General features: G+C 62.9%; 25 protein-coding genes. 15 read left to right on the top strand and 10 right to left on the bottom strand.

Annotation, left to right across the window (positions count from 1 at the left end):
• Nucleotides 1-333 precede the first annotated feature (333 nt).
• Nucleotides 334-864, bottom strand: coding sequence for a DUF1118 domain-containing protein (locus ABD687_RS04035; RefSeq protein ID WP_310287003.1), 531 nt, complete (start codon nucleotides 862-864; stop codon nucleotides 334-336).
• 109 nt (nucleotides 865-973) lie between these two features.
• Here ABD687_RS04035 and ABD687_RS04030 point away from each other — a divergent pair, with 109 nt between their 5' ends.
• The 5 genes from ABD687_RS04030 to ABD687_RS04010 all read left to right on the top strand — a co-directional run bounded on the left by ABD687_RS04030 (nucleotide 974) and on the right by ABD687_RS04010 (nucleotide 6,592).
• On the top strand, nucleotides 974-2,185 hold the full coding sequence (locus ABD687_RS04030) for an integrase catalytic domain-containing protein (RefSeq protein WP_007273073.1): 1,212 nt from the start codon (nucleotides 974-976) through the stop codon (nucleotides 2,183-2,185).
• A gap of 1,042 nt (nucleotides 2,186-3,227) precedes the next feature.
• Nucleotides 3,228-4,142, top strand: coding sequence for a hypothetical protein (locus tag ABD687_RS04025; RefSeq protein ID WP_310287010.1), 915 nt, complete (start codon nucleotides 3,228-3,230; stop codon nucleotides 4,140-4,142).
• Complete coding sequence (locus ABD687_RS04020) at nucleotides 4,139-4,594, top strand: phage holin family protein (RefSeq protein ID WP_264269742.1); 456 nt, start codon at nucleotides 4,139-4,141, stop codon at nucleotides 4,592-4,594. The genes ABD687_RS04025 and ABD687_RS04020 overlap by 4 nt, the downstream gene beginning before the upstream one ends.
• Nucleotides 4,591-5,232: a DUF3618 domain-containing protein gene (locus ABD687_RS04015; protein ID WP_264269741.1), complete on the top strand. Its 642-nt coding sequence runs from the start codon at nucleotides 4,591-4,593 to the stop codon at nucleotides 5,230-5,232. The genes ABD687_RS04020 and ABD687_RS04015 overlap by 4 nt, the downstream gene beginning before the upstream one ends.
• A gap of 187 nt (nucleotides 5,233-5,419) precedes the next feature.
• Nucleotides 5,420-6,592 carry a zinc-dependent alcohol dehydrogenase gene (locus ABD687_RS04010; RefSeq protein ID WP_310287014.1) on the top strand — a complete coding sequence of 391 codons (1,173 nt, stop codon included), beginning with the start codon at nucleotides 5,420-5,422 and terminating at the stop codon, nucleotides 6,590-6,592.
• A 69-nt stretch (nucleotides 6,593-6,661) separates the two neighbouring features.
• Here ABD687_RS04010 and ABD687_RS04005 read toward each other — a convergent pair whose 3' ends face one another.
• Nucleotides 6,662-7,585, bottom strand: a complete 924-nt coding sequence (locus ABD687_RS04005) for a YihY/virulence factor BrkB family protein (RefSeq protein ID WP_344760960.1) — start codon at nucleotides 7,583-7,585, stop codon at nucleotides 6,662-6,664.
• A gap of 16 nt (nucleotides 7,586-7,601) precedes the next feature.
• Here ABD687_RS04005 and ABD687_RS04000 point away from each other — a divergent pair, with 16 nt between their 5' ends.
• The gene (locus ABD687_RS04000; protein WP_344760959.1) at nucleotides 7,602-7,841 is read left to right on the top strand and encodes a hypothetical protein; all 240 of its coding nucleotides are present in this window, start codon (nucleotides 7,602-7,604) and stop codon (nucleotides 7,839-7,841) included.
• Between the two features lie 486 nt (nucleotides 7,842-8,327).
• Nucleotides 8,328-9,122, top strand: a complete 795-nt coding sequence (locus ABD687_RS03995; RefSeq protein ID WP_310287020.1) for an ANTAR domain-containing protein — start codon at nucleotides 8,328-8,330, stop codon at nucleotides 9,120-9,122.
• 320 nt (nucleotides 9,123-9,442) lie between these two features.
• On the opposite strand, the gene speB is transcribed toward ABD687_RS03995, so the two are convergent.
• The gene (speB, locus tag ABD687_RS03990) at nucleotides 9,443-10,441 is read right to left on the bottom strand and encodes an agmatinase (protein ID WP_310287023.1); all 999 of its coding nucleotides are present in this window, start codon (nucleotides 10,439-10,441) and stop codon (nucleotides 9,443-9,445) included.
• Nucleotides 10,438-11,835, bottom strand: coding sequence for an MFS transporter (locus tag ABD687_RS03985; RefSeq protein WP_264269736.1), 1,398 nt, complete (start codon nucleotides 11,833-11,835; stop codon nucleotides 10,438-10,440). Before ABD687_RS03985 ends, speB begins: the two co-directional genes overlap by 4 nt.
• 207 nt (nucleotides 11,836-12,042) lie before the next feature.
• Here ABD687_RS03985 and ABD687_RS03980 point away from each other — a divergent pair, with 207 nt between their 5' ends.
• From ABD687_RS03980 to ABD687_RS03965, 4 genes are all read left to right on the top strand, one after another.
• Nucleotides 12,043-13,548 carry a PucR family transcriptional regulator gene (locus ABD687_RS03980; protein WP_310287026.1) on the top strand — a complete coding sequence of 502 codons (1,506 nt, stop codon included), beginning with the start codon at nucleotides 12,043-12,045 and terminating at the stop codon, nucleotides 13,546-13,548.
• A 427-nt stretch (nucleotides 13,549-13,975) separates the two neighbouring features.
• Nucleotides 13,976-14,845, top strand: a complete 870-nt coding sequence (locus ABD687_RS03975) for a VOC family protein (protein WP_302265963.1) — start codon at nucleotides 13,976-13,978, stop codon at nucleotides 14,843-14,845.
• 167 nt (nucleotides 14,846-15,012) lie between these two features.
• Complete coding sequence (locus ABD687_RS03970) at nucleotides 15,013-15,795, top strand: CatB-related O-acetyltransferase (RefSeq protein WP_310287031.1); 783 nt, start codon at nucleotides 15,013-15,015, stop codon at nucleotides 15,793-15,795.
• Between the two features lie 340 nt (nucleotides 15,796-16,135).
• On the top strand, nucleotides 16,136-17,206 hold the full coding sequence (locus tag ABD687_RS03965) for a 2,3-butanediol dehydrogenase (RefSeq protein WP_310287033.1): 1,071 nt from the start codon (nucleotides 16,136-16,138) through the stop codon (nucleotides 17,204-17,206).
• Between the two features lie 20 nt (nucleotides 17,207-17,226).
• Here ABD687_RS03965 and ABD687_RS03960 read toward each other — a convergent pair whose 3' ends face one another.
• Entirely contained in the window at nucleotides 17,227-17,841 is a 615-nt protein-coding gene (locus ABD687_RS03960; protein ID WP_310293312.1) for a flavodoxin family protein, read from the bottom strand.
• Nucleotides 17,842-18,083: 242 nt separating this feature from the next.
• Here ABD687_RS03960 and ABD687_RS03955 point away from each other — a divergent pair, with 242 nt between their 5' ends.
• On the top strand, nucleotides 18,084-18,638 hold the full coding sequence (locus ABD687_RS03955) for an isochorismatase family protein (protein WP_264269730.1): 555 nt from the start codon (nucleotides 18,084-18,086) through the stop codon (nucleotides 18,636-18,638).
• 74 nt (nucleotides 18,639-18,712) lie between these two features.
• On the opposite strand, the gene ABD687_RS03950 is transcribed toward ABD687_RS03955, so the two are convergent.
• Nucleotides 18,713-19,591, bottom strand: coding sequence for a class I SAM-dependent methyltransferase (locus ABD687_RS03950; protein WP_310287035.1), 879 nt, complete (start codon nucleotides 19,589-19,591; stop codon nucleotides 18,713-18,715).
• Nucleotides 19,592-19,659: 68 nt separating this feature from the next.
• Between ABD687_RS03950 and ABD687_RS03945 the strand changes: the two genes are divergently transcribed.
• Nucleotides 19,660-20,226 (top strand): helix-turn-helix transcriptional regulator, encoded by a 567-nt coding sequence (locus ABD687_RS03945; RefSeq protein ID WP_264269728.1) that lies wholly within the window; start codon nucleotides 19,660-19,662, stop codon nucleotides 20,224-20,226.
• A 227-nt stretch (nucleotides 20,227-20,453) separates the two neighbouring features.
• Nucleotides 20,454-20,564 (top strand): hypothetical protein, encoded by a 111-nt coding sequence (locus ABD687_RS03940; protein ID WP_344760958.1) that lies wholly within the window; start codon nucleotides 20,454-20,456, stop codon nucleotides 20,562-20,564.
• A gap of 97 nt (nucleotides 20,565-20,661) precedes the next feature.
• Here the strand turns inward: ABD687_RS03940 and ABD687_RS03935 are convergent, their stop codons facing one another.
• Together ABD687_RS03935 and ABD687_RS03930 are read right to left on the bottom strand one after the other, a co-directional pair.
• Complete coding sequence (locus ABD687_RS03935; RefSeq protein ID WP_302265967.1) at nucleotides 20,662-22,287, bottom strand: peptide chain release factor 3; 1,626 nt, start codon at nucleotides 22,285-22,287, stop codon at nucleotides 20,662-20,664.
• A 140-nt stretch (nucleotides 22,288-22,427) separates the two neighbouring features.
• Nucleotides 22,428-22,856, bottom strand: a complete 429-nt coding sequence (locus ABD687_RS03930; protein ID WP_264269726.1) for a hypothetical protein — start codon at nucleotides 22,854-22,856, stop codon at nucleotides 22,428-22,430.
• On the opposite strand from ABD687_RS03930, the gene ABD687_RS03925 reads away from it, so the two are divergent.
• On the top strand, nucleotides 22,840-23,421 hold the full coding sequence (locus ABD687_RS03925) for a dihydrofolate reductase family protein (protein ID WP_302265968.1): 582 nt from the start codon (nucleotides 22,840-22,842) through the stop codon (nucleotides 23,419-23,421). The genes ABD687_RS03930 and ABD687_RS03925 overlap by 17 nt on opposite strands.
• Here ABD687_RS03925 and ABD687_RS03920 read toward each other — a convergent pair.
• Both ABD687_RS03920 and ABD687_RS03915 read right to left on the bottom strand, forming a co-directional pair.
• Nucleotides 23,403-24,014, bottom strand: a complete 612-nt coding sequence (locus ABD687_RS03920; RefSeq protein WP_310287040.1) for a hypothetical protein — start codon at nucleotides 24,012-24,014, stop codon at nucleotides 23,403-23,405. The genes ABD687_RS03925 and ABD687_RS03920 overlap by 19 nt on opposite strands.
• 262 nt (nucleotides 24,015-24,276) lie before the next feature.
• Complete coding sequence (locus tag ABD687_RS03915; RefSeq protein ID WP_310287041.1) at nucleotides 24,277-25,641, bottom strand: MFS transporter; 1,365 nt, start codon at nucleotides 25,639-25,641, stop codon at nucleotides 24,277-24,279.
• Between the last annotated feature and the right edge of the window lie 159 nt (nucleotides 25,642-25,800).

The following is a 25,800-nucleotide window of genomic DNA, read 5'->3' as shown; positions in this document are numbered from 1 at the left end:
AGTATCGGAATATTACGGGGTTGAATCACCTGGAGGACCTTCGGTGCAACCGGAATTGAAGGCGATGGAAGGTTTTTACGGTTCAAAAGCCACCTCGGCGAGTCGCCAAAAACGGGTTGTCACGTCGGTGCTGGTTTATTACATTAGGTCTCGTCATCCCGCTCGTATAGGGGTCGAAGATACAAAAGGAGAAGAATCATGGCAGATGAATACAACTCCGGACAGTTCGGAAACCAAGACGAAAACGAGAACCAAGATCTGATCGGCGGGGAGGCCGATGCTGGCAGCTTCGGCAACGGACAAAGCACGGATGGCTCGGAAATGGTCAGTGATTTAGGCGGCGATGGCGGCGGCCAGGAGTCCGGTGGGTTCGGCGGCGGTGGCCAGGAGTCCGGTGGGTTCGGCGGTGGCCAGGAGTCCGGTGGATTCGGCGGTGGCCAGGAGTCCGGTGGGTTCGGTGGCGGCGATGGCGGTGGCCAGGAGTCCGGTGGGTTCGGCGGTGGCCAGGAGTCCGGTGGGTTCGGCGGTGGCCAGGAGTCCGGTGGGTTCGGTGGCGGCGATGGCGGTGGCCAGGAGTCCGGTGGGTTCGGCGGTGGCCAGGAGTCCGGTGGCGGCCAGGAGTCCGGTGGGTTCGGCGGCGGCGACGGCGAACCCCTCGAGTCCGAGCAGCTCGGCGACCGTACCGGTAGCAGTGAAGACGAGACACTTGGCGAATTCGGCAACGAGGATCGTTAAGTATCGAGCGTGTGTCCAATAGAGGACGAGAACACCTTCAGTGGTCGCTGTTCTTCGGAACGGCGACCACTGTCGCTTGGTTAGGGTAAGTGTCTTTCGGTTGAGCGTCAACACTCCGCGTTGACTCACTAGTAATGCTCGCGAAATGAGGTGCGTGCCTCATTTAAGAATGCTCGCGAAACTCTGGCCACCAGGGCGGGCAGCAGGCTGTGCTGGGGAGATGAAACAGGGGATATCGATGCACACCCGGCGAGAGCTCGTCAGCGGCTTCGCCGCCGAGTATGCGAAAGGGACCAAGGGACAGAAGGGCGTGATGCTCGACTACCTGTGCGCATCGACCGGCTGGTCAAGGGCCAACGCCCGCCGGCGTCTGGCCACGGAACTGCGTAAGCCCGCACGCGGGATTCCGAAGCCCCTGCCGCGGCGCAGGCCCCGCAAGTACGGGCCGGCGGCCCTCAAGCTCCTGGAACGAATCTGGACGCTTTCCGGAGAGCCCTGCGGGAAATACTTGGCTCCGATCATGGCCGACGAGCTCGAGCGTTTGGAACGCTTCGACGAACTCGGGACAGTGGCGGGACTGCTGACCGACGAGGTCAGGGACGAGCTGCTATCCATGTCGGCCTCCACGATGGATCGGTATCTGAAGCCGTTGCGCGCCGCTCGATACCCCTCGGCACTGTCCTCGACCAAGCCCGGGGCGATGCTGCGTTCGGAGATCCCGGTGCGGTGGTCGGGCACGCCCATGGAGCAGGAACCGGGGTTCTTCGAGATCGACACCGTCGCCCACTGCGGACACAGCCTCAAGGGCGAGTTCCTGTATTCGATCACCCTGACAGATGTGTTCACCGGGTGGACCGTGAACACGTGTGTGAAAAACCGTGCGCACAGCCATGTCGTGGCCGGGGTCGACCTGCTGGTCCGGTCCCTGCCCTACCCGATGCGGGCCCTGGATTTCGACAATGGCGGTGAATTCATCAACACCCAGCTCATCGAGTGGGCGCAGGAACGAAACATTGATCTGACTAGGGCGCGGGCGTATAAGCATAACGACAATGCGCATGTCGAGCAGCGAAATCGGGATTGGGTCCGTCGCCATGCCTTCAGGTTCCGCTACGAGGGTCCGGAGGAGATGGCCCTGCTCAATGAGCTCTGGGCGCTGGTGAACCAGCGCAAGAACCACCTGCTGCCGATGGTCAAGGCCAACGGCTACGGCACCGCACGTTCGGGTCGCAGGAAGCGGACTTATGACCGGCCGCGGACCGCGTACCAGCGCATCATGGATCTGGAGGCCATGGACCCGGAACATGCCAAGGCCCTGGCGGGCATCCACGGGGACCTGAATCCGGCGGCCATCACTCGCCGCATCAATGCCATCCAGAACCATCTCATCAACCGGGCCAAGATGCGCGCGCAGTCCGGGGATGCCCTATTTGGCGAGCAAATTAGTTGAGGCATGCGGGATTATTTCGCGAGCATATTGACATGAGGCAAGGCGCACTCCAAGAGCCCGTTGTTCCGATTGTTCAATTGACATCGGAAACTCAGCATTCATCTCACGCTACTAGGTGGGGACGCAACTGCACTTCCCGCACTCGGCCGCCCATTAGTTGAAAATGCCGCGCGAGAGTGGGCCGCTGCGATTCACGAGCCTTTGACGGGTTGCCGGAGAATGTGGATCTTCGTTCATTGGAGTAGCTTCAAACGGATTCGATCGACCTGAACCGAAGCAGACCGACAACGTGATAGTAGACGTGGCACGGGCGATGTCGTGGACCTCCAGTGCGAGGCAATCAATCCTGCTCATTCCCATAGGATCATTCCCGCAGGGCCCAAATTCACAGCCAGAAAATCATGCGCTCCCAGTCGCCTGTCCTTGCAGTATTCCGGCACTGCGGAGGTTCCGTGGCTCCTCCCTGTATTGCAGACGCGAGCTCCGCTTGAGTCGATGAAAAGTAGTCGCGATCGGTCCTCCGTACGTCAATTGACGATGGATGATTCAAGGCGCCACGTTTCCCACCCGCCGACGTGTACGCCAACGCTGGGCCTGGAGTCCGGTCGAAGGCCAGTTTCCGCTCTAGACACCCTCTACGGTTATTGACGACTCAACCTCAAAGCAACGGCAACGACCGTCCTCAAGGCTGTTTCTGACGGCCGCTCCGAAGCGCCGCGACAGAGATCCCAACAATTTTCATGGGGTCGATGTCAAAAAGGTTGTGTCCGCGCGATTCTCTTGTTTTGCTAATTGATATCGCGGATCCTTTAGCAGCGGGGATCCAGCGGTTAGGTTCGGCATGGAAAGTTTCCTCTCTTGATCCTGAGCAAAGCGCGAACATTCAGGAAGCCGAAATACTGAGAACAAGTCAAGTTCATTGATTCGCATACGCGCCAAGGACCCGGTGCGATGCACGCACGGTGTCCCGCCACACAGGCTGCGGGTCACGAAATCCGACGAATACTGCCCCACGGGGCGTGGATCAATTGGAGGTCAACCAATGAGTGAGAATGATTTCAACGCCGCATACCCGCCAGAGGGAAACATGGGCAACGCAGGTCGTGTGCCCCCACCGAAGACGGGAGGACACAACGTCCAAGCGCATCGGAATGACCCGGTTTCCGAGCCGTTCGAGACGGGCGATCCCATTGTGCCGCCGGAACCACTTCTGCCTCCCGATCTAGGTGGACCCAGTACCGCCGGCGGCGACGCGAAAGTCTCCGGCGCCCCTGTGGTGGGCGCTCCTCAGCCGGGTTCCACGTCCGGGAAAAGCCAAGAAGCCAAGGTACAGGCTCGCGAACTGGCCGAAGACGGCAAGGAATCCGCCAAGCACGTAGGCCAGGCAGCCAAACGAGAGGCGGAGTCTGTACTCGACGACGCGAAAAAGCAGACCAGCAACCTGCTGGATGAACTTGGCTCGGACGTGAAGGCCCAGACCGCCGTCGCGCAGGAAAAAGTTTCCACGAACCTGCGCCAGATCAGCGATGAACTTCGCTCCATGGTGCAGTCCTCGGACGCCTCGGGCACTGCATCAAACCTCGTGGCCCAAGCGGCCCGCTATAGCGGCGACGCCGCGCAGTGGCTTGGAAACAAGGAGCCGGGCGACATCCTCCACGAAGTCAAGGACTTTGCCCGACGTCGTCCCGGGGCCTTTTTGGGCATCGCACTTGGTGCAGGATTGCTCGCCGGCAGAATCACCCGAAACGCCGGAAGCGGTCCAGATGCCTCCGAAAAGTCCCGGGCCTCAACGGCGCAAATTCCCGAAATGGGCGAACCACGGGACGTAAGTCCTCTTCCGCCAACGGTTAACCAAACCATGGGTTCAGGTGCCATCGGCGGCACAGGCATCGACCCGGGGGTGGAGTACTACCCGCCCACGGGTCGACGGAGCGAACAGGGGTTCAGCGGATCATGAGCGAATTCCCGACAAATACCGGTGCCCATCAGGCCGGCGCTCCGCCGAACGCGGAAACCACCAATGCTGCCGCGGACCTGTCGTTGGGAGACCTCTTTAGTGACCTGACACAGAACGTTTCGAACCTGGTACGCCAGGAAACCGAACTTGCCAAGGCCGAACTACGGGCTTCGGCCCGATCTGCAAGTAAGGGGGCGGGGCTCTACGGAGGCGCAGGAGTTGCAGGTCACTTCGTCCTGCTTTTCCTGTCCATAGCGGCCATGGTCGGGATCGCGAACTGGGTCGGCTACGGCTGGTCCGCCGTCATCGTTGCGGTGGTATGGGCCATTGTCGCCGCGGTCATGGCAAGCGTTGCCAAGAAGCAATTCAAAGAGGTGAAGGGGCTTCCCCAGACCGCCGAAACCATCAAGGACATCCCGCCAGCATTCAACCCCAAGGAGGAAACCCCATGAGCAGGGAGCCGGAAGAGATTCGTGATGACATTGAGCGTACCCGCGGAAACCTCAGTGAGGACGTGGACGCCATTGCCGACAAGGTCAGTCCCTCGAGTATTGCCCACCGGCAAAGCGAGCGGATTAAGGGTTCGGTACGTCGGGCCAAGGACGCGGTGATGGGCAGCGTTGAAACCGCGGGGGAAGATGCGAGCGGCATGTTGCATAATGCCCCGGACACCATGGTCTCCAAGACCCGTGGGAACCCGCTGGCAGCGGGGCTCATCGCCTTTGGTGCCGGACTTCTCGTCTCTTCCCTCATACCGGGTAGCGACCAGGAACGCGAGATGGTTCATACGCTAAAGGAGAAAGCGGAGCCATTGACCGATGAACTGTCCGCGGCTGCCAAGACCATCGCCGAGGACATGAAGGAACCGGCAACCGAGGCCGTGGAGAACCTGAAGTCCTCCGCTCGCGAATCGGCCGATACACTCCGGACGGAGACGGCCGACGAAGCCAGCCACCTGAAGGACCACGCCGGCGGAGCCGCGGCGAATGTATCGGACTCGGGCGGAACGACGGGCGCAACACCGCGCACCACCACGGATGGCGGGGCAGCTTTCCCCGATCCGCCACGCACGAGCGGCGGATTCCAGTAGCGCAAGGCGTTGTGCCGCGGGACCGGGGGATCCCGGCCCCGCGGCACACTGCTGTGCACCTCGTTCCCGCGCCCATCGATCGAATCGGGCTGTGACGGCCTGCTTCGCCGAACCCCGGGGCGATCTCTCTAGCCGCTGCGGCCACAAACACACACCAATTGAATCCACCACGCTTCGGGAGGAAACCATGAAGGCATTGACCTGGCAGGGAAAACGAAAGATCGAGTTCACGGAGGTGCCCGATCCGTGCATTGAAGAGCCCGGGGACATCATCATAAAAGTAACATCGAGCGCAATCTGCGGATCCGACCTCCACCTCTACGAATTGTTGGGACCGTACATGCACGCCGGCGATGTTGTGGGTCACGAACCCATGGGCATTGTCGAGGAAATCGGGTCGTCGGTTTCCAGGGTGAAGGTCGGGGACCGGGTGGTCATACCCTTCAATATCTCCTGCGGCAGCTGCTGGATGTGTGAGCGCGGACTGCAGTCGCAGTGCGAGGTCACCCAGGTGCGGTCCCACAACAAGGGGGCTGCATTCTTTGGTTACTCGGAACTTTATGGCCGGGTGCCCGGAGGACAAGCGGAATACCTACGTGTTCCCCATGCCGATTACGGCGCGATCGTGGTCGGAAAGGAACTGCCCGACCACCGCTACCTCTTCCTTTCCGACATCCTGCCCACCGCTTGGCAGGGCGTGGCCTACGCCGATGTCCCGCAAGGGGGGACCCTGGCGGTCTTCGGGCTAGGACCAGTGGGCCAGCTTGCCGCACGCATCGGCACGCACCTGGGCCAAAGGGTGATTGGAGTGGACCCCGTGCCCGAACGCCGGGCCATGGCCGAACGCCACGGCATCGAGACCATGGACTTTGGCAAACACATTGCCAAGGAACTATTGGATGCAACGGGCCGGGGACCGGACGCAGTGCTGGATGCGGTGGGGATGGAAGCCCACGACTCCCCGGGAGCCCAGGTGTTGCAACAGGCCACCGGGCTGCTACCGGACAAGATTGCGAAGCTGGCCCTTGAAAAGGTCTCGGTTGATCGCACCGCAGTGCTTCACGCGGCCGTGGCCTCGGTGCGCCGGGGCGGCACGATTTCCCTCAGTGGCGTGTATTCCGGGGCGGCTACTCCCATGCCCATGTTGGAGATGTTCGACAAGCAGATCCAGTTGCGTCAGGGGCAATGCAATGTCCGGCATTGGACCGAGGAGCTACTTCCCTTGGCCGAGGACACAACGGACCCCTTAGGTTTGGATGATCTGGTGACACACACGGTGCCCCTGGACCGTGGCCCTGAACTCTATGAGACATTCCAGAAGAAGCAGGACGGCTGCATCAAGGTCGTGTTGCAGCCCTGATCGGGGGAATGGGGAAGGGGAACCGGACGTGTTGTCCGCGATCCCCTTCCCATTCCTTTGCCCACCGGGCTACGTGTTCCTTCGTTCGTTTGCGTCAGGATCCTCGTCGCGTGCCGTGGCTTCCAGACGAAGATCCTTGCCCTCCTGTATGTCCTTTTCCTCGCGTTTCCGTAGCTTGTCGCTGGCCTTGGTGTCGCGAGGCGGCAATTGAAGTGATGCCTCGGCCTCTATGCCGCCTTGCAATTCGCGAGCCCGTTCTGCTTCACTGTCGAAGATGGCGCCGAAGAGCAACGACAGATTGGCAATCCAGATCCACAGCAGCATCACGATGACTCCGCCAATGGTTCCGTAGGTCTTGTTGTAATTGCCGAAGTTCGAGACGTAAAAGAAGAAGCCCAGGGTCGCGATCGCCAGGATGAGCAAGGCAATGGCCGAGCCGGGACTGAGCCAGTGGAACTTTGGTTGCTTGACGTTGGGGGTGCCGTAATAGAGCACCGCTATCAGGACTATGGCGAAAAGCACCAGCACCGGCCACTTGGCAATGTTCCAGATACTGACCGTGGTTTCGCCTAAACCGACGGCGTCGCCGATGGTTTGGGCCAGCGGTCCGGAAATGACGAGCAGTATCGCCATGCCGGCGGTCATGAGGAGCAGTACGAGGGTCAGCAACAGCAACAGCGGTTTCAGTTTATAGAACGGGCGTCCCTCTTCCACGTCGTAAATACGATTCATCGCCCGCCCGAAGGCTCCGACGTAGCCGGAAGCACTCCAGAGTGCACCCAGGAGACCGGCGATCAATGCCAGTCCGGCCGATGGCGTACTGGCGAGCTGTTCGATGGGCTGGCGCAAGGTATTTGCGACTTCGGGGCTCGCAATGCCTTCAAGCACCTGCATCATCGTCTGAGTGGTGCTTTCGGCTTGTCCCACGACGCCGAGCAACGAAACCAAGGCAAGGAGGGCAGGGAATAGCGAAAGCATTGCAAAGTAGGTCAAGGCGGCGGCGAGGTCAGTGCATTTTTCACGCGAGAATTCCCTGATGGACCGGGTGAAGATGTACTTCCACGATGTCCCATTCAAATCCGTGGGACTTTCCGGCTTCCGTTTGTCGTCGGGAGCGGGAGCCGACCTGCCCTTGGCTGCGGTATCGGCTGCTGATCCGCTGTGGCTGTTGGATCCCTTGGGGCTGGGCATAGAACACCTCGGCAATCTATTGTCTTCCGTGGATATTTTCCTGCTTGCCAAAAGTTAAACACGACCCCTCGGACGGAGCAACGATTTTGACATTCGTTGGAACCAACACACGGCAAAGTTTCGTTCAGTCCATCTTTTGATCGTCCATCAACTACTCCGCCGCCTGGGACTGTAACCCGGACACAGGGTCCGATGGCCGGACGCGGTGCCCGTGTCTGTCATCCAGGGCGATGGGCCACCGCGCCCACGGTCTCGTCGAGCCGGGTCCAGGGTCCGGCGGGATCTTGAATTGCCCGCGGTGCACATGCAGGGGGGGGCGGGCTGAGACTTCCATGACCAGGTCCCCGCGTGATTGTCGGAGTCACGACAGGGAAAGAATGCGAAACGTGACCACCGTAACGACTACGCACGGCATGCGAGAGATCACTTTAGGCCATAAGATTGGTACTTACGGTTAAGCAAAGAGCCGTTGGCATGCCTTTCGGGATCCAACCCCTAGCGAATGCCCCCAGACGTACCGGAATCCCGGTTTTTTCCATGGGGCATGGACGCGTTCGATCCCAGGCACAACGGAAACGGCAAATTGAACGTGGCCAGTAACACGACCGCACATCCCGACGCAGCTGAATCGTCCATCAGCGACTATCTCCAAGGCTTGATTCTGGAGAGCAAAGACATCGAAGAGTTCCTCAATGGCCTCGCTAGCCATGCCGCACTTATTCTCTCCAACGACGATGACCAAGTCTTGTGTGGAATCACCCTTCTGCGAGACCGGAAGGCCGCAACCGTTGCCAGCAGCAGTGATCACGCTCGGCAAATGGACGAAATCCAATACAGTTTCGGCGACGGTCCGTGTATGACCGCAGCCCGAGACCAATTGACGATCGAGATCCCGGACCTCGATGCCGAACTACGGTGGCCTGAATACGCAGCGGCCGTGCGCCAGTATGGGATTTGCTCGGTATTGGCCGTGCCCTTCGATCTCGAGGACGACGCAAAAGCGGCGTTGAACCTGTACTCGGCGACACCTGAAAGGTTCGATGCGGAGGCCGTGGAGGCCGCCAAGAGGTACACCGAGCAAGTCAACAAGGTCTTGCGACTCGGATTGCGCCTCGCGCGCCTCGTTGAGACTGCCGCCCATCTACGGTCGGCGCTGGAATCACGAACCATCATTGACCTTGCCGTTGGTATCATCATGGCCCAAAACCGATGCAGCCAGGAAACCGCGGTGGAAATTCTCAAGTCGGCGTCAAATGGGCGCAATCTCAAGCTGCGTGACATTGCGGACACCCTGGTGCGGTCCATTAGCAGGGAAGAGACCCACACGCATTTCGACTGAGGCATGTCGCTTGCGTGGTATTTGAGTGGGCCTGTTTCGTCGGCAACATGGCCTGCCGACGGAGCAGGCCCAGCAGTGCACCATCCCTGGTTCTCGCGGTGTGACGCTATCGCTGACCGGCCAGATCAAATAGATCTCGATGGAGTGCGTCCTCCCGTGCTTCTGTGCATGGTGGGAGGCAACCTTTCTGCTTTCGGCGGGTGTTTTGGCAACATCATTCGGGCGGGCCAGCCAGCTCCGGCACGTTTGGTTCTCTCTACAGCGCCGGCCCGGCCAACGCCTCAGACGTTGGCCGGGCCAAAAGCACCGTGGGTGCTGGCCTAGACCCTGGCAGGCTGAGAAGTCAGTTCAGACTGTTCCCGGATCAGATGGCCCGAATTGACCATCAGGCCCATCATGTCAAAAACTACCGTGGCCGCGGCGAGCGAAGTGATGTCGGCATGATCGTAGGCCGGGGCGACCTCGACGACGTCGGCACCGACGATGTTGATGCCGTTCAGGCCGCGCAGCAGGCGCAGCAGCTCGCGGGAGTGCAGGCCGCCCATTTCCGGGGTGCCGGTGCCCGGGGCGAAGGCCGGGTCCAGCACGTCGATGTCCACCGACAGGTACACCGGGGTGTCGCCCAGGCGTTCACGCACCTTCGCAATGGCCGCCGGCACGCCGATCTCGTCGATGTCGGTGGAGCGGATGATCTGGAAGCCGAACTCGTGGTCGCGCAGGAAGTCGTCCTGGTCGTAGACCGGGCCGCGGATGCCCACGTGCATCGACTTGTCCTCGATCAGCAGGCCTTCCTCGAAGGCCCGGCGGAACATCGTGCCGTGGGTGATCGGCTCGTCGAAGTAGGTGTCCCAGGTGTCCAGGTGCGCATCGAAGTGCAGCAGGGCCACCGGTCCGTGGACCTTGTTCACGGCCCTGAGCATCGGCAGGGCAATGGTGTGGTCCCCGCCGACGGCGATCACGCGCTTGTCCTTGGCGAGCAGCGGCAGGGCCTGTTCCTCGATCTGCTCAACGGCCTTGCCGATGTCGTACGGCGTGCAGGCCACGTCGCCGGCATCTACGACCTGGACTGCCTCAACCGGGGTGACTTCGAGCTCGACGTGGTAGCCGGGGCGCAGCAGGCGGGAGGCCTCGCGTACCGCGGCCGGACCGAACCGGGCGCCCGGCCTAAAGGAGGTACCGCCATCGAAGGGTACGCCGAGCACTGCGATGTCGTAGTCGGGGACCGCATCGATCTGTGGAAGGCGGGCGAAGGTTCCAAGCCCGGCGAACCGGGGGACCTTGGTGGCCTCGACGGGGCCGATGGGCTGGTGCTTGCTCATACGAGGGTTCCTTTGACTGTCGTTTCCGTGGTCTTGCCGTGGGGCTTGGTGTGTTTCTTGTTGCCGTCCCCCGAGATGTCGGCAAGGGAACGGTTGGCCGTTTCGGGGGCCAGGATGAAGGTGGCGATGAGCCCCACCAAGGAGATCCCGGCACCAATCAACAGGGCGCCGGAAGCACCGAAGCTGATGATTGCAACCGGCATGAGGTAGGTGCTTGCCGCCGAGCCCACCCGGCTGACCGCGGTGCCGAAGCCGACGGCGGTGGCCCGGATCTCGGTGGGGAAAAGCTCGTTGGGGTATACAACTTCGAGGAAGCTGGAAGCACCCGAGGCCAGGGCAAAAATTGCCAGGGCCGTGAACAGGGTCTTTGGACCGACACCGGGGATGAACGCTGGGGCTGCCAATGCCAGGACAATGATGCCGAAGGTCCATAGGAGCAGCTTGCGCCGTCCGATGCGCTCGACCAGCCACAGGCCCGGGATGCCACCGACGACAAAGAGCAGGGAAATCAGCAGCGACCCGCCGTAGAGGTTGGCATCCCCGTCCAGGCCGAAGGAGGCGAGCAGCTCCGGGGCGAAGGTGTAGACCGCGAAGAGGGGGATGACTTGGGCAGTCCAGAAAATTGAGACAAAGAGGGTGTGGCGCCAGAACTTCTTGTTGAAGATGTCGGTGAACGTGGCTGCGCGCTTGCCGGTGTCCTCGTCCTCGCCGAGCGAATTGACGTCGTAGTCGTTGCCGTAGACCTTCTTGATGACGGTGCGTGCCTCGTCGACTCGGCCGCGGGAGAGCAGCCAGCGCGGGGACTCGGGGGTGCCCAACCGGAACAGCAGCGTGATGATCGCGAAGATGGCCGGGCTGGCGAGCATCCAGCGCCAGGCGTCCGGCCCCACGCCGCGCATGGCGAACCCGACGGCGAATGCGGCCGCCGCGCCGATGGCCCAGACCACGAACGTGGCACCCAGGAGCCGGCCGCGATGCTTGCGTGGGAGGAACTCAGCCAGGAGCGAGGTTGCAATCGGGTAGTCGGCTCCGATGGCAACGCCCAGGAGGAAGCGCCATAGAACCAGCTGCCAGATATCTGTGGAGAAGGCACTGAGGATGGAGAAAACCGCCAGGGCAATGAGGTCCAGGATGTACATGGTGTGGCGACCGACCTTGTCGGTTACCCAGCCAAAGACACCCCCGCCAAAGAAGATGCCGACCAGGCTGGCTGCGCCGACCATGCCGATTTCCTTGGGGCCCAGGTCAAGCGCCGGGGTCATGGTGATCAGGGCGATTCCAATGATTGACAGGGCGTAGCCGTCAATGAAGGGACCGCCGGAGGAAAACACGGTCAGCTTTTTATGGAACCGCGTCAGTGGCGCATCGTCAATGAGGCGAACGGAGGTGCTCATTGCGGGCTCTTTTCTCTCTGTATGCCCGAGAACTACGGGCTGGCTAGTGGTGTGGTTCCATCATTCGTGATCGGAGTCACGACGACAATCGACATGTGTCAACTATCGCTGGCACCGACTAGACATTTGTATGACAGGTCGCGTTTGATGGGAGGATCCCGCCGGAACGGCGGCGGTGCCGCGGACGTCGACAAAAGGGAATGCGCAATGGCCATGAGCGTGAAGGAGTTGCTGGACGAACCGCAATTGGGTCTGCAGTTGGTGGCCGGGGCGCAAGGGTTGGGGCATTCGATCACCTGGTCGCACACATCGGACCTGCCCAACCTCTGGGAATGGGTGTCACCGGGGGTGCTCTTGATGACCAATGGCCTTTCGATCCCGTCGGATCCCGCGGGGCAGGTCCACCTCGCCCAAGCGCTGGCGAACGCAGGGGCTGTGGCGCTGGCGGTGGGAGAGAAGATGCATTCCCCGGACTTCTCCGACGAGTTCCTCAAGGCCTGCGATTCCTTGCCCCTTCCATTGGTCTCCGTTCCCTACCCTCTGCCTTTTATGGCGATCTCCCGGTCCATTGCCGAGGCGAGCCTGCTCGAGGAATCACGCCGGATCAAGCAAACCGCTCGCATCTACGACTTGTTGCGCAAGGCCACGACGCCCGGCGAAACCTGGTCCCAGTTACTCGAGGGGATCGGGAGGGAAATCGACGCTCGGCTGTATGTGGTGGATGATCGCTGCCTGCATACCTGGCAACCAGGGGATGCCGCCCTGCCCGATGATGTGCTGGAGCGTGTGCGGCGAATCAGCTCCGAATCCACGGCAGAGACCCGCCACTTTCTGTGGAGTTCCGACGGCGGGGACTCCATGATGCTCATGGATATTCCCACCCATCCGCATGCCTTGCTGGTCGTGTTGCCCGCGGGGAATACGCAACCGGACGGGGTCGTCCTGTTGCATTCGGCCACCGTGCTCGGATTGGGACTTTCGCGCTCGGCATTGTCCATGGAAAGCCGCTTCCAGTCGGGAGGGGAATTCTTGTTGCAATCATTCGAAGGACGCATAGGTGTGGCTGAAGCCGCGCGCCGCCTCGAAGAGTTCGGACTAATGGCTGGCGACTTACGCCTGGTTGCCGTGCCGGCCCGATCCGAAACGGGCCTGCCGCAGGTCCACCGCGCTTTGTGGCGCCATGGAGTGAACAGCATTTGTCTGGCGGTTGAGGGAAAACTGCATTTGCTCGTCTCCGAAGATTGCCCCGAGGATCTGCTGCAACACGTCTTGGAGGCCAGGCTGCCCATTGGCCTGAGCACTCCGGTCGGAGTCGATGAAATTCAACGTGGTCTACGCGAATCCTTGTGGGCGTTGGGCCAGGCCGCGGCCCAGGGCATGCGGTTGGTCGGGTATGCGGAGGAGGGAGACTGGTTCGGGATGCGCGGGCACCGTGACGGCGCGGCACTGGTGCAGAGACTGCTCGGACCGGTGATTGAGCACGATCGGGTTAACCAAACCGAATTCATGGACACTCTCCGGAGCTATCTGGAAAACCAGCGATCGGCTCAAAAAGTTGCCACGTTGCTTTTTGTCCATCGGCAAACCATCATCTATCGCATCCGCAGGATTCGCGAACTCACCGGGCTGGATCTGGCTGAATCCTCCGCGGTAGCCCAATTGTGGCTGGCCTTTCAGGCATATGAGGCGATGGACCCTGCCGAGCGACCGTGACGGGACAGGCCCGACTTGCCGTTGGACTCCTGGATTAGACCTGCCGCCAGGCGGGGCGGGCGAGGCGAACATCTCGAAACGAACGGTGCACGTTGCGCTGGCCCTAAGAATCTTGTGCACCGCCGCCGCCTGGTCCCGCGCCACGAAGTGCACCGCCGCCGCCTGGTCCCGCGCCACGAAGCGCCCTCCGCCGCGCGATCCTTTGACGAGCAGGTTGGTGAAGCGCTGAACCCAGCACGGACTCCTGCTGCGACTCAGGCATCCCATGAGCAGGCGGTGATGCACCTGTAACCCGCGGTGCCTTTGGCAAAGCCGACACTGTGGCGTGTGGTGATCTACGGAACAAGATCAATGATTGTAGCTTCAAGTAAATCGTGTCATACTTGAAGCAAGAACATCCCACGATCACGCATCAGGAGCTGTCAAGATGAGCACCATCACCCAAGATCAATTGTCCGCCGATCTGGCCATGGGCACCGTCATGCTCAAGGTCGGGGACATGAAGAAGATGAGCGCGTACTACCAGAAGGCCCTGGGCCTCGAAGTTCTATCGGAGGGACCGACGGGGACAGGCCTGGGCCGTCGTGGTCTCGAGCTCGTTCACTTAGCAGACGGCACGGGCTTGAATCTTCCTGGCCGTGGTGAAGCGGGCCTCTTCCACACGGCGCTGCTCTTTGACACGCAGTCGGACCTGGCTGCCACCGTGCTCTCTGCTGCCCAGTTCGACGGATCGCTGTTCACCGGCAGCTCCGACCACCTGGTCTCCGAGGCCTTCTACTTCAACGATCCCGAGGGCAACGGCATCGAGCTCTACTGGGACCGACCGCGTGACACCTGGACCTGGAACGGCGACACCGTCGCCATGGACACCATCTACCTGGATCCCAATGACTACCTCAACAAATACCTTAACGAGGCGGCCGTGAGCGGATTGACCGCCGCGAATGCCGGCATCGGCCATGTGCACCTGCAGGTGGGCGACGTGGCCACGGCGGAAAAGTTCTATGTGGACACCCTGGGCTTTGCCAAGACCACGAGCTTCCACGGACAGGCACTCTTCGTCTCCGCCGGCGGCTACCACCACCACATGGCCATGAACGTGTGGAACTCCCGCGGCGCCGGTCCCCGCAAGGACACCTTGGGCCTGGGTGAAGTCGTCATCACCGTCCCGAACCAGGACGAGGTCGGCGCTCTTGCCGAACGCCTCAAGGTTGCCGGGATCTCCAGCCACCACACCGGTGCCGAGCTGCGCTTCGAAGACCCGTGGCGGAACCAGCTGCGCGTCGCGGTCGGCTAATGTCATTCGCCAACCATGACGGCGGGCCGGGGACTTCACGATTTCGCGTGGATCCCCGGCCCGCTTTCTGCCTTGGCGTTCTTCCGTGACTGCCGGTCATGGTTTTGCCAGTAAGTGCCGATGAAACCACCGGGTTCGATGACTACGGTTGAACGATGCATTTACGCTTGAGCGAACTACGCCCTCACTTGGTTGCGAACCGGATCTTTTTCATGGGTCCCGGCGCCAAGTCGATAGAAGCCACCGGAGCCAGCTACGGGGATGACACCCAGATCAAGTTCGGCGACGACGTGCGCCTTGAGCCCTACGCCACCTATTGGGCAGGTAGCGGCCGGCACTTGGTGAGCCTGGGATCCTTTTCATACACCCATTCCCGCCTTCCGCTTTCGGCCAAGGTGGGGCGCTACACCTCCATTGCCAAGGGCGTGAAGGTCATGGGCGCACGGCATCCGCACGAATGGGCCTCCACCAGCCCGGTCTTTTACAACCGCCGGCTCATGATGGAGACCTTCGAGCGGGACAGGGGAGAGCGGCCCACCTACCGGAAGTTCGACTACACCCCGAATCCGGTCACCATCGGCAACGACGTATGGATCGGCGAGGACGTCACCCTGGGCCACGGCGTGACGATTGGCGACGGGGCGGTGGTGGCATCCAACTCGATCGTCACCCGCGACGTGCCTCCATATACCGTGGTCGGCGGCGTACCCGCCAAGACCATCAGGCCGCGCTTCGATGAGGAAACCACCAACGATCTGCTGCGCAGCAGTTGGTGGAACTACTCGCCCACCGCATTGAACCAATTGGACATCCGGAATCCGGCGGAATTCGCCCGCGGTGCCATCGGCCTCATCGAGGCGGGGGCCATCGAACCCTACCGGCCGGAAGTCGTCACGGGTCACGAACTGGCTGCGGCGCTCGATCCGTCCAACTCCAGCGCCGCGTCCTAAGCCCATCACGGCATTTTCGCCGGTTCCCAGTGCGGGCCCCGTGGTGCTGCCGAATCCGGGGCATGCGGATGGGGCGGTCAAGAGTCGCCCGTAGGGATATTGTCCTATTCATCGCAGGGGGCAGTTTTCCCGCTGCCCACCCTCGAACCAGGCAACAAGTGGAGAGTTTTATCTGGTCCCGGCCGTATTCCCGAAACGTTGTGCATTGCCCCTAGCCAGTGTCGAGGGCACAGCGGTAACGTCGATCATGAGCGTTGCCCGGCGGCCGGTGCGCAAGATTGTTGTCGGGAATCGCGAGGGCGCGAGTCGCCGCGTCCGATCTTTCGAGAAAGGACTTGCCGTGAAGGCTGCTCGTTTTTACGCCCAAAAGGACATCCGCATTGAAGAGATTCCCGAGCCCGCGCTGCGCCCCGGGGCGGTGACCATCGATGTCGCGTGGTGCGGCATCTGCGGCACCGACCTGCACGAGTACCTGGAGGGCCCGATCTTCACCCCGGGGCCCGGGCACCCGCACCCGCTGTCCCACGAAGAGGCCCCGGTGACCCTCGGCCACGAATTCTCCGGAACCATCACGGCGGTTGGCGAGGGCGTCATGGATCTGTCAGTCGGACAGAACGTCGTGGTCGAGCCCTACTTTGTCTGCGGACAGTGTGCCTCCAGCCAGGACGGGAACTACCACCTTTGCGTCAAGATGGGCTTCATCGGGCTTGCCGGCGGAGGCGGGGGACTCGGGGAGAAGATCGTCGTCGACGCGCGCTGGGTCCATCCCATCGGGAACATCCCGCTGGACGAGGCCGCGCTGATCGAACCCTTGTCGGTGGGGCATCATGCGGTAGTGCGCAGCGGCGTGATGCCGGGGCAGGTAGCCCTCGTGGGTGGCGCCGGACCCATCGGCCTGCTGACTGCCGCGGTGCTCAAGGGAATGGGAGTCACCACGATCGTCAGCGAGCTTTCGGCTGCCCGCAAGGACAAGGCGCGCGAAAGCGGGGTCGCCGACCACGTGCTCGATCCCAGCGCCGAGGACGTCAAGTCGCGGGTCTTGAAAATCACCAACGGAATCGGTGTCGACGTGGCCTTCGAATGCGCCGGGGTCAACGCGGTGCTCGACACCCTGCTGGATGCGCTGAAGCCCACCGGCGTATTGGTCAATGTCTCCATCTGGGGTCGCCCGGCCACCGTGGACATGCAAAAAATCGTACTCAAGGAAATCGATGTGCGCGGCACTATCGCCTACGTGCGCGACCACGCCGAGGTCATCGAGCTGGTCGGCAGCGGAAAGATTGACCTCAAGCCGTTCATCACCGGGCGCATCGCCCTGGAGGACCTGATCGACAAGGGCTTCGACACTTTGATCAATCACAATGAGACGGCGGTGAAGATCATCGTCTCGCCTAGTGGCAGGGGACTTTAGTACGGACAAACGGGCACGACCTAGGCCGCAGGATAGGGCCCGTCCCTCAGCGCTGCTGCCAGATGCACGGTGTTCCGGACCGAGATCCGAGTGGCGTTGGCGGTCACCTCGGGCGTTTGTTCCAGATCCTGGTAATCGGTGGTGTGCATGGCTTCGCCCACCCAATATGTTGATCCTTGGGCCGGGATGGTGTAGCCAACTTCGGCCAGACCTTGGGACAGGTCGGCAATGACATGGTGTGCCCCATCCTCGTTGCCGACCACTCCAACCATGGCCACCTTGTCGAACAGGATGGGACGACCTTGGTCGTCGGTTTCGGATAGCTCGGCATCAAGACGTTCCAAAACCCGTTGGGCCAGGCTCGAGGGATGCCCCACCCAGATCGGGGTGGCGAGCACCAGGATCTGCGCTTCCAGGAGCTTTTTTCTGAGATCAGGCCAGTCATCGCCAGCGCCCATGTCCTTCAGGACGCCGGGCATCACGTTGTGGTCGACAATGCGTACCAGTTCGCTCTCCACCTTGTGCTTGGCGAACTCGGCAGCAATCTGTCGCGCCAACATGTCGCTGCTGGATGCCTTGGGGGATGGGGAAAGCGTGCAAATGAGGATCAGGGCGTTCAAGGGTTCATTGGTCATGTCTCCACTCTGCCGGGTCGGCGCGGAGGCGACCAGTGATTGCGCATCCTGCAGAATTGATTCCTCGAGGTATCGGGGCACGTAGCCGGATTGAAGGAACGACGAATCCGAAGTTGCCGTAACCATGCCATGGACCTGAGCCAAGAATTGTTCGAATATTCACTCGCGCCATTCACAAATGTCTGGATCGCGGCGTAGGTTGGTTCGTGGATAAACTCCATGACGCCCGCGAAGGATTTCTCATGAGCACATTTTCCGATCGAACCCGCTCCGCTCTCATCGTGATCGATGTGCAGCGGGACGTCGTGGCGAACGCCTATCGGCGAGACGAAACCATTGGCAACATTAGTGGCCTCGTGAAGCGTGCCCGTGCGGCCGGGGCGCCGGTGGTGTGGGTGCAGCATTCGGACGAGGAAATGGAGAAGGGCAGCGACGCCTGGCAGATCGTTCCTGAACTCTCGCCGGCCGCCGACGAGCCGGTGATCCACAAGATCTATGGGGACTCCTTTGAGGCCACCGATCTCGAGGACGTGCTTTCCGCCGCCGGCGTCGGCCGGCTGGTGGTCTCCGGCGCCGAGTCCGATGCCTGCATCCGCTCGACCGTCCATGGCGCCTTCACCCGCGGCTACGACGTGACGCTGGTGTCCGACGCGCACACCACCAGTGACATGACCCAGTGGGGCGCCCCGCCCCCGGAGGTCGCCATCTCCCATATCAACCTCTACTGGCAATTCCAGGGGGCGCCGGAGCGCACCGCGGCGGTCACCGCCGCGCAGGACGTCGACTTCCGGTCCTGACGGTCCCCAACAATCCGACCCGAACAGGTCGGACCGCCGGTGAATAACTGGCGCAGGTGCCCTGCGGGTTGTTCCTACCGGGGGAGACGTGCCGCCCACACCGTGCGGCTGCCGCGCATCGACAGGTCGGTGCGTGTGAGCACCGAGCGCGAGTCCTTGGCATCCAGCAGCGCTTCCAGGGCTTGGAGGTCCGCCGCCGGCAGCGTGTCCGTCAGGGAATCGCGCATTCGGGACAGCCACCGGTGGGCGGCGCGTGCCACCAGCTCCTGGTCCTGGTCGATCGCGTAAACAAAGGTTCGCTGGTCGATGACCTCCATCCCCGCGTCCTTGATCGGGCCGGCCCAGTCCGGGTGGGCGTTCCAGTTGGCGCTGCCTGCTGCGGCGTGGCAGCGTTCCTCCAGGCCCGGGTCGCCGAAGCCCAGGTCCCGGGGCAGGTAGCGGGGGAACGAATCCATTTCCACGACCACCAGCAGCCCGTCGGAGGACAGCGTGCCGGCGATCTGCTCGTATACGTTGGCAGGATCGCTCATGTGGTGCATGGAGGATGCTGCCCACACCAGGTCAATGTCCCTCAAATTCGGCCACGACGTGTCCAGGTCCACCTGCAGTGTCGTGAGCCGCTCCTCGAACCCATGGTCCCTCGCCTTCTTCGACAGGCGCCCGAGCATGAACTCCGACTGGTCCAGGGCCACGACCGCGGCCTCGGGGAAAGTCCGGGCCAGTCCGAGCGTTCCGGTGCCCGTGCCGGCGCCCAGGTCCAGGATGGTGCGCGGGTCTGGCTGGTGCCCGGAGGTCCAGGCGAAGATCTCCTGGAGGTGGTCCTTCATCAACTGGGCATCCAGGTCGAGCATTTCCGCGATGCCCTGCTCGTTCGAGTGCTGGTGCCCGTGGTGATTGGCGTTGTTCCCGCCGTGATGGTGGTGGCCGTGTTCCGGGGAATGCTGTGTCGTCATGGGTCCAGCCTAACCAGTGGATGCGTGATTAGCATACACTCTTGCGTATGACGCAAGAAGATTTTTCCATGGACACTGTGATCCGCCAGCGCCTCAAGGGCCTGCGGCTGGCCAAGGGCTGGTCGCTGGATTCACTGGCGGCCCGCTGCTTCCTGAGCCCCTCCACGCTTAGCCGGATTGAGACCGGCCACCGGAGGATCGCCCTGGACCAACTCGTTCCCCTGGCCAAGGCGCTGGGCACCACCCTCGACCAGCTGGTGGAGCCGACCAGCGACGAGGACGTGGTGATCCGACCCGAACCCGAGCACCAGCCCGGACTCACCACCTGGCTGCTCTCGCGCGAGCACTCCGTCAATGGAACCACTGTGGCGAAGATGCGCATCACCCACGAGCGGACCACGAATGACATCGGCCTGAGCGTGCATCCGGGCCGCGAGTGGTTCACCGTGCTTTCCGGGACGGCGTCCCTGGTGCTGGGGGAGCGCACCATCCTGGTTTCCGAGGGGCAGGCCGCCGAATTTTCCACCATGGTCCCACACCACATCGGGGCGCACGAGGGTCCGGTGGAGATCCTGACGATCTTCGACCACGGCGGGGAACGGGCCCACATGCACCACGACCACGCGGCGGATTAACGCATCCCGCAGGACGCGACTGGAGATTACGGTCAAGGCCGTGCCCGGGGGACCCGCCTCTACTTGGCTGCCCGACGCGCTGGCCCCCGGCACAGTGACCGTCGCCCACGGTCCGCTGGGCGGCTTCGCCCCGCTGGTGTCCATTACCCGGGCGCTGCTGGATGCCGGCGCCCGGGTAATGCCGGCGCACCATCGACTGCGCGGCGGACGAGTTCATCCTCGACGCCGTGCTGGCCGCGGGGGCTCCCGTGCCTTCCTCGTGCACGCCGGGGATGCGCGGCGCCTGCAAGTTCTCCCTGCTCGGGGGCACGGGAGATGAACCACGCCGGAGGGATTAGGCCCGGGGAGATCGCCGCGGGCAAGATCCTGATCTGCTGCTCCACGCCGACCGGCGACCTGGTGATCGACGCCTAGCCGGCTCCGCAGGTTCCCGTGTTATTTGGCTTCGTCGCCGGTGATGCCGAAGAGCTCGGGGCTATCGGCCATGGTGCGACCGAGCTTCCACTGGTTCCTGAAGAGTCCCACGGGATTCCCATTCGACCGGTAGACGACCTCGACGGCGGCGGCCTTGGCGGTCTGTACCGGATCCGGGCCGTAGAGGTCCCTGGCCATTTCATAGGGCAGTGCCTCTTCGATGACGGCCGGAGCGTTGAACTCGCGCTTCAACCGATCCAGGGCCACATCGAACTGCAGGACTCCGACTGCCGCGAAGATCGGCGACTGGCTCGTCCCGGAGCTGCGGTAGAGAACCTGGATGGTGCCTTCTTCTTCGAGGTGGGAGATTCCACGGGCGAACGCCTTGGCTCGACCGGCATCCAGGCTGCGCACCATGCGGAAGTGTTCGGCGTTGAAGTGCGGCAGTCGCGGAAAGGATACAGCCTCGCCGGCATGCACCGTATCGCCGATCCGCAAACCGCTGACATTGCTGAAGCCCACCACGTCACCGGGCCACGATTCATCCGCTGAATCGCGGTCCCTGCCGCTCATGTGGTGGGTGTACTTGGAGGAAACGGGCTTTGCCGTTGAATCGTTCCGTAGTGCCATGCCCCGCCGGAAGGTCCCGGAGCACACCCGGACAAAGGCAAGCTTGTCGTGGTGGTTCGGGTTCATGCCCGACTGCATCTTGAAGACGAACCCGGAGAAATCCGAATCCAATGCACGTAAGGTGCCGGCCTCATCCGCGCGCGGACCAGGCGCGGGCGCCCGGTTCACCAGGAAATCCAAGAGCGGGGCGACCCCGAAGTTGGACGCCGCAGCAGCGAAAAGCACCGGAGTGGCCCGACCGGCCAAGAAATCTTCCCCGTCAAAGCCGCCATTGAGGGCGACGGCCATGTCGCAGTCTTCGCGGGCGGCTTCCCACGAGTCCCCGGCGTCCAGGGCGGCCTCTTCGGGGCTCAGTTCGTCGGCCTGTGCGAGGCTGGCGCCGGCATTGGTGCGAGATAAGCGCGTGTAGGTTCCGCTTTCCGGGTTGTACAGGCCACGGAAGTCGCCTGCGATGCCCACGGGCCAGTTCAAGGGCACCGGCATCCTGCCGGTGGCATCCTGGACCTCATCTAGCAGCTGCAACGTTTCCTGTCCGGGACGGTCCCATTTGTTGAACACGGTGACCACCGGCAGCCCAAGTTCCTTGCAGACGGCAAAGAGCTTCAGGGTCTGGGTTTCCATTCCCCGTGAGGAATCGACAAGCATGATGGCGCAGTCCACGGCCGTCAGCACCCGGTAGGTGTCCTCGGAGAAGTCCGCGTGCCCCGGGGTGTCGAGCAGATTGAAAATGACATCGCCGTGTTCGAACCGCAATGCAGTGGAGCTGATGGAGATCCCGCGTTCGCGTTCCATGGTGCCCCAGTCGGACATGCTCGCCTGGCGCCCCTGCTTACCGTGCGTCACACCTGCCTTCGTGATGACCCGCGCATGCAGGGCCAAGGCCTCGGTCAATGTCGACTTGCCGGCGTCGGGGTGCGCAATGATGGCAAACGTCCGGCGCCTGCGGGCCTCGTGAAACACGTCATTGCCGTCGGTGTTGGGAGGGGAGTCGAAATCAGTGAAAGTGCTGTGAACCATCCCTAGAATCTACACTCGCGCGAGGGCTGCGCTAAGCCGAGCGGCTTCGCCTTGGACTGTCCGGGTCCGAACCTGTCCCGTAAACAGGCCTCCCGGCACCCTTCCGACCAGTGGCTTGCGCGGTGCCAGGGGGTTCCGGGCTACTGCTTCAACTCGTAGCGGAAGGTGACCCCGGTGTCTTCCATGATGCACCTGCCGCAGAGACCGGGATACGGCATTTCGCACGCGCCGTGGCCCATGATCTCGACGCCGCCGGCGCCTGGCCGGGTGCCCGAGAGCTTCTGCACAAACGACGCGGCCTGCGCGCAGCTCATGCCGGAGTCCGCCAGATCGAAGGAGCAGAGCGCGCCTGCGCGGGGGCCGCCTGCCCCCGCATCGGCCTGCGGCGTGCCCGAGGCCGCCTGCGTGGTCCGTTCCAGGGAGATCATCATCGCCTTGAACTGTCGGTACTCAGTGGTCTTGGCCGACTGCCACAGTCCTGCCGTGCCTTCCTGTTGCAAGGCGAGTCCGCTCCGGTTAATATTGGGCACCCCCAAAGCAAAGGAGAGTCCCGTGGGCAAGGTGGTCATGTACGGATCGGTGTCGGTGGACGGCTTCGTCGCGGACGAGAACGACCAGCCCGGACCGCTGTTCGACTGGTTGTCCGCCGGCGATGTGCCGCTGGATGAGAGCGGGGCGTTGAAGGTGTCGCAGGCGTCCTACGACTACACCCGGCCGTACTGGGACCAAATCGGGGCGACAATTGTGGGCCGCCACGTCTTCGACATGACCGAGGGCTGGGACGGGAAGCCCCCAAGCGGGGTAGACCACGTGGTCGTCGTGACGCACCGCCCCAAGCCGGAGGGCTGGGACCCCGAGGCTCCATTTCACTTCGTCGACGGCGTCGAGGCAGCCGTGGCCAAGGCTCAGGAGCTCGCGGGTGAGCGCATCGTCGAGGTCTCCGTTGGCGACGTCGGTGGCCAGGTGCTTGCCGCGGGCCTGGTCGACGAGGTGCGCATGGACGTCGTACCCGTCGTGTTCGGGTCAGGCAAGCGCTACTTCGGGTCAGTCCGTGCACAGCACCTGTTGGGGGATCCCGACGTCGTGATTCAGGGCAACCGGGTGCTTCACCTGCACTACTTGGTGCGCCGTTGACCGATCCGGGCCGGGGCCCCGTGGCGCCTCCACAGGAAAAATCCGAGCACGACGATGGCAACCGAGAGGAGTAGTCCCGTTGCCGGCACCTGGGCGAAGAGCGGGACGAAAGAGACCAGTGCCCCCGCAAGGAGAAGCCCGGCGGCGAGTCGCGGATAGACGCCGGCACGGAGTGTCGCGATGGCGAAGAGAACCCAGCCGACGGCGGCGATCAGGAAGGAAAGCGCGAATCCCGTGAATCCCAGCTCTCCGGTCGCCACATCCGGGGCTTGGGCCGCCAAATCGGGGACCACGAAGAACTCGAACCAGATCGCCCCCACCGTCAGCGCGGTCCCGGCGAAGGCGAGCAGGAATCCGGCAAAGCCAAGAATCCCCGCGGCCCGGGACTGGCTGGCGTACAGCCCGGTCAACCCGAGGAGCAGCAACACGGTGCCGAGCAGGTAGAAGCCAAACACGATTCTTTGCGAGACGTCGCCGGCTGCGTCGGCGGCCTCCAGGTCGACACCCAGGCTCAGCACATCCCCGATGATGGAAAGAATCCCTGCCGCGATCGCGGCCAAACCGGCTAGCCGGAGCAGCTTCTCGGATGACATGGAACGGTTCCTCTCGACGGCATTGTCGGAATCCGCACCGTCCGGTGCGCCGATCAAACAATTCCAGCCCATTGGCTGGCAAGATCTCGCGTTGACCCATTAACAGCCGCCGCGGGGCTTGATGCGTTGCCCCACTTGAGGACCTCTGCGAATCGGCACGGGATCCGATGGGGGCAACGCGGCGTTGGCTACGGAATCGGCCGGGAGCCACGCCGCCGGGCGGGGTTCGAGGGTCCGCTGGTGTCGCTGGCGCGTCAAACGCCTAGGGGTCGTACATGGGTCCGGGCGTTTCGTCGGTTTCCAGCGGCTTGAGGTCCTCGTCCCCGAGGTAGAGGTTGGTGCCCGTCTGGTCCTTGAGCGTGATCGTGGCAACCAGCGAAACCGCGACGAGCAGGAACAGGTAGGTCGACACCGCCACCGTCGTGTTGAACGATCCCACGAGGGCGGTGGCGATGGTGGGGGCGAAGGCCCCGCCGAGCACCGCGCCCAGGGCGTAGCTGATGGAGGATCCGCTGAGCCGGATGCGGGCCGGGAACAGCTCGGCGTAAAGGGCCGGCAGCGGTCCGTAGGACAGGCCCATCACCGCGCCGAAGACGATCAGTGCCAAGGCGACCATGGCGATCTCTCCGGTGTCGATGAGCAGGAAGAGCGGGTAGAGCCAGGCGAGCATGGCCACCCATCCGATGATGTACATCTTGCGCCGGCCGATGCGGTCCGAGGCCACCCCGGAGACCCAGGTGGAAACCAGCCAGGCCACCGAGCCGATGGTGATGATGTTCAGGATGGTGCCGGCGTCCAGCCCCAGGCGCTTGGTGGCGTAGCCGAGGATGAAGCCGCCGGTGAGCATGTAGCCGGCGGCGTTGTTGCCCATGAAGACCAGCGTGGCCTGGACGACCTTGCCCGGGTGCTGCCGGAAGAGGGTGGACAGCGGTGCGGTCTCGGTCTGCTTCGTGGCCTCCATCTGGTGGAAGACCGGGGACTCCTCGACCCGGGTGCGGATGTAGTGCCCGATCAGGATCAGCACGAAGCTCAGCAAGAAGGGCACCCGCCAGCCCCAGGCCAGGAACTGCTCCTCCGTCAGCGCCGCGGCGAAGATGGCCGTGACCCCGGCGGCCAGCAGCATTCCGGCCGGAACGCCCAGCTGCGGGAAGGCCCCGAACCTGCCGCGCCGATCGGCCGGGGCATGCTCGACGGCCATCAGCGCCGCCCCGCCCCACTCGCCGCCGGCGGAGAAGCCCTGGACGACGCGCAGGAACACCAGGAGGATCGGCGCCCACACCCCGATGGTGGCGTAGGTGGGCAGCACGCCGATCAGCGTGGTGCCCGCGCCCATCAGGATCAAGGTGATGATCAGTACGACCCGGCGCCCGTAGCGGTCCCCGACCCGGCCCATCACCACCGCGCCGAAGGGGCGGAAGAGGAAGCTGATTCCCACGGTGGCGAACGAGACGATCGAGGCCACCGTTCCCTCCAGCTGCGAGAAGAACAGCGGGGCCAGGACCAGGGCGGCGGCGTTGGCATAAATGAAATAGTCGTACCACTCGACCGTGGTGCCGATCATGGTGGCCCCCGCCACCCGGCGCTGTTCGGGGGTCATTCGCTGGGAGGCCTTCGGTGTGGTGCCCATGGAAATTCCTTTGTCCGGGGATGAGGGTCCCGGGTCCGGTGGGCCCGGTGCCACTCGCCTGATGCTCACATTGTAGGGCTTCCCCCACCCGCGGGCGAGGGTTGTCGAGGCCCGGGAATAGTGCCCGTGAAATGGGGTTCCCCGTACCTGTCGACGGCG

The sequence above is a fragment of the Paeniglutamicibacter sulfureus genome, assembly GCF_039535115.1.
Taxonomy (GTDB): domain Bacteria; phylum Actinomycetota; class Actinomycetes; order Actinomycetales; family Micrococcaceae; genus Paeniglutamicibacter; species Paeniglutamicibacter sulfureus.
This window is presented reverse-complemented; position numbering and strand designations above follow the sequence as displayed.

Bases quoted from the DNA above. Each gene is read 5' to 3' on its own strand.
- ABD687_RS03985 (WP_264269736.1), bottom strand. From the start codon at position 11,835: ATGAGCACCTCCGTTCGCCTCATTGACGATGCGCCACTGACGCGGTTC.
- ABD687_RS03960 (WP_310293312.1), bottom strand. From the start codon at position 17,841: ATGACCAATGAACCCTTGAACGCCCTGATCCTCATTTGCACGCTTTCC.
- ABD687_RS03955 (WP_264269730.1), top strand. From the start codon at position 18,084: ATGAGCACATTTTCCGATCGAACCCGCTCCGCTCTCATCGTGATCGAT.
- ABD687_RS04010 (WP_310287014.1), top strand. From the start codon at position 5,420: ATGAAGGCATTGACCTGGCAGGGAAAACGAAAGATCGAGTTCACGGAG.
- ABD687_RS03995 (WP_310287020.1), top strand. From the start codon at position 8,328: ATGGACGCGTTCGATCCCAGGCACAACGGAAACGGCAAATTGAACGTG.
- ABD687_RS04030 (WP_007273073.1), top strand. From the start codon at position 974: ATGCACACCCGGCGAGAGCTCGTCAGCGGCTTCGCCGCCGAGTATGCG.
- ABD687_RS04015 (WP_264269741.1), top strand. From the start codon at position 4,591: ATGAGCAGGGAGCCGGAAGAGATTCGTGATGACATTGAGCGTACCCGC.
- ABD687_RS03975 (WP_302265963.1), top strand. From the start codon at position 13,976: ATGAGCACCATCACCCAAGATCAATTGTCCGCCGATCTGGCCATGGGC.
- ABD687_RS03915 (WP_310287041.1), bottom strand. From the start codon at position 25,641: ATGGGCACCACACCGAAGGCCTCCCAGCGAATGACCCCCGAACAGCGC.
- ABD687_RS03950 (WP_310287035.1), bottom strand. From the start codon at position 19,591: ATGACGACACAGCATTCCCCGGAACACGGCCACCACCATCACGGCGGG.
- ABD687_RS03945 (WP_264269728.1), top strand. From the start codon at position 19,660: ATGGACACTGTGATCCGCCAGCGCCTCAAGGGCCTGCGGCTGGCCAAG.
- ABD687_RS03935 (WP_302265967.1), bottom strand. From the start codon at position 22,287: ATGGTTCACAGCACTTTCACTGATTTCGACTCCCCTCCCAACACCGAC.
- ABD687_RS03930 (WP_264269726.1), bottom strand. From the start codon at position 22,856: ATGACCACCTTGCCCACGGGACTCTCCTTTGCTTTGGGGGTGCCCAAT.
- ABD687_RS04020 (WP_264269742.1), top strand. From the start codon at position 4,139: ATGAGCGAATTCCCGACAAATACCGGTGCCCATCAGGCCGGCGCTCCG.
- ABD687_RS04025 (WP_310287010.1), top strand. From the start codon at position 3,228: ATGAGTGAGAATGATTTCAACGCCGCATACCCGCCAGAGGGAAACATG.
- ABD687_RS03920 (WP_310287040.1), bottom strand. From the start codon at position 24,014: ATGTCATCCGAGAAGCTGCTCCGGCTAGCCGGTTTGGCCGCGATCGCG.
- speB (WP_310287023.1), bottom strand. From the start codon at position 10,441: ATGAGCAAGCACCAGCCCATCGGCCCCGTCGAGGCCACCAAGGTCCCC.
- ABD687_RS03980 (WP_310287026.1), top strand. From the start codon at position 12,043: ATGGCCATGAGCGTGAAGGAGTTGCTGGACGAACCGCAATTGGGTCTG.